At 70.2% G+C, this 2542-nt stretch carries 2 protein-coding genes and 1 pseudogene; all 3 read right to left on the minus strand.

Annotated elements, in window-relative coordinates; all coding sequences use genetic code 11:
* On the minus strand, window positions 1-1141 hold a 1141-nt coding region (locus ADBZ5N_RS18625), incomplete at its 3' end, for an NHL repeat-containing protein (protein WP_526260042.1).
* A 10-nt stretch (window positions 1142-1151) separates the two neighbouring features.
* Entirely contained in the window at window positions 1152-2021 is an 870-nt protein-coding gene (locus ADBZ5N_RS18630) for a NifU family protein (RefSeq protein ID WP_526260044.1), read from the minus strand.
* Window positions 2022-2542 (minus strand): annotated as a pseudogene (locus tag ADBZ5N_RS18635) (hypothetical protein); the annotation flags it as partial. It abuts the gene before it with no gap.

Raw genomic sequence — 2542 nt, forward strand, 5'->3', positions numbered from 1 at the left:
CGGCACCCCGCAAGGGCGTGCCGCCATCGGCACCGTCGGCACCCCGCAAGGGCGTGCCGCCATCGGCACCGTCGGCACCCCGCAAGGGCGTGCCGCCATCGGCACCGTCGGCACCCCGTCCGACGGGCCCGTCGGGCATGCCGTCCCACAGCAGGATGCGGTTGTTGGCGGTGTCGGCGACGGCCAACCGCTCTTGGGCCGCCGAGTCGTCCAAGCACACCGCGTAGGGGAACCGCATCCGGTCTCCTGTGTGCGGGCCGTACGGCCATTCCTCGGCGCTGGTGAAGTCCGGTTGTCCGATCACCAGGTCGGCGTCGCAGTCGGCGGCCGGATGCGGCGACCAGCCCAGCACCCGGTGATCGCCGGCGTCGGCGATGAGCAGCAGGTCGCCGCGGCCGGTGACGTCGTGCGGCCACCGGAAACTCGCCGGGCCGGCCGGGCCGCCGCGGTTCTCCGAATGCGAGGCGGCATCGGGCTGCCCGAGCACCACGTCGGCCGGTTGGTGCGGCTCGGGAATGCCGTTGCGCCAGCCGAGGACTCGACGGTTGCCGGTGTCGGTGACCCAGAAGGCCGAGCCGACCATCGCGATACCGAAGGGCCAGTAGAAACCGCTCGCCGAACACGGCCCGCCCCGGTTCTCCAGCACCGAGGAGGCATCGGGTTGGCCCAGAATCACATCGGGGGCCACGTCGTTGCGCTGCGGGACGCTGTTCCACACCAGGATCCGGTGATGCCAGGCGTCGGCGACGATCAGCCGACCCTCATGTACCAGCACACCGGTGGGCAGGTGCATCCCGCGTTCGGGTCCGCGCCCACCCGCGGCCGGACCCTCGCTCTCTCCGTCCGGTTGCCCCAGGACCACATCGGCCGGTTGCTCGTCGGCGTCGGGGATTCCGTGCCAGATCAACACCCGGTGGTTACCGGAGTCGGCGACCACCACATGATCGGGCGAGATGAACACCCCCCGCGGGGAGTACATCCACGCCATCGACGGCGTGGCCGCCGGCAGCGCCAGGCCGCCCGGGGCAGGGGCGCCCAGCCACCGGTGCGGCGCCCAGCCACCGGTCATGTCCACCTCGGGGACCACGTCGGGCCGGGTGCCGACACCGCTGATGTTGTGGCGGACGGTGTAGCGGCTCATCGGGTGCCCCTCACTGCGGGACGCGCACCCAGACGTCGCCGTCATCGACCCGCAGCGGCAACTGCTCAAGCTGCGCACCGGGGGCGCTGAGGCACTCCCCGGAGGTCGCGTCGAAGCAGAAGCCGTGCCACGGGCAGGTCAACGTGCCGTTGCTCAGATCCAGCACCGCCTCGTTGAGGGGCAACGCATCGTGAGCGCACTCGTTGCGGTAGGCCGCCAGACGCTGGCCGAGGTTGACCACGATCACCTCGACGGATCGACCGCCATTGGTCAGGGTCGCCACCGAGATCTCGTCGACGGGCACGTCGGCCGCCGGGCCGAGCCGTGCCCAGCCCTCGGCGGCCGGGTCGCGGCCGATGCGCAGCGATTCGACGGGGATCAGCGTCGGGCTCGGCTCGGCCGCGACCACCTCCACTTTCATGATCGCCGGAACATCCTGCACCAGAGCGTCTTCCACAAGATTGCGCAACGTCACCGACGACATCGAGCAGCCGTTGCAGGCACCCTCGAGGCGGACGAAGGCCGTGCCGTCCTCGATCCGGACCAGCGCCACGTCACCGCCGTGGCTGTGCAGTTGCGGACGGACCGAGTCCAGGACCTGGTTGGCGTGCGTCACCGGGTCCGGACGCACGATCCCGTGCAGCGAGAGCAGCATGTGCACCACCGGGTCGTTGACGAGTTCGAAGAGCGCCGGCCGGGCGGCATCATCGGAGCGCAACCGGCGCACGATGCTGACCAGCCCGGCGCGGTGCACCGCCTCGATGGCGGCCTGCAGTTCCTCGGCGACTTTGCGGGCTGCGGGATCCAGTTCGTCGAGGGCGGCCACCGCGTCGTCGATGCGCTGGGCCAGTTCTTCGAAACCCGGTTCGGTGGTGGTCATTTACGACATCGTCTCCGTGCGGTCCAGCGCCTGCTGTCGGGAGATCTCATCGAGCACGCCGCGCACCGTTCGCACCGAGTCGTGGTCGTCGAGTTCCTCGAACAGGAAGCGAGCCTCATACAGCTTGGCTTTGGCTTGGTCGAAATCTCCGATGTGGGCCAGCACGTTGCCCTGATTGGCCAGCACCCGGGCCCGTCCCAGCGGATCGGCGTGCCGGTCCCGCGCCGCCAGCACCGCCTCGTACAACTCCACCGCCTCCAGCAGGTTGTCGGCCTGATGGCTCGACGGGGTGTACACCAGCGAGTTGGCCAGGTTCAGTTGCACGCTGGCCCACTGCTCGGGGTAGTCCTCGGGGGTGTACACCTTCAGCGCCGAGCGCAGCGACTGTGCGGCCACGCCCAGCCGCAACTGGCTGGAGGCCTCGGTCATCGGCATGGTCAGGTAGGCGGTCGCCAGGTCGGCGTGCGCGGCCGCCCACAGCACCGGCGCCTCCTCCCGCAGGATCAGTTGCAGCGTCGAAT

The organism is Mycobacterium sp. (assembly GCF_044370595.1).
Classification (GTDB): domain Bacteria; phylum Actinomycetota; class Actinomycetes; order Mycobacteriales; family Mycobacteriaceae; genus Mycobacterium.

Excerpts from the sequence above, each read along its gene's own strand:
- ADBZ5N_RS18630 (WP_526260044.1), bottom strand. The coding sequence starts at position 2,021 with ATGACCACCACCGAACCGGGTTTCGAAGAACTGGCCCAGCGCATCGAC.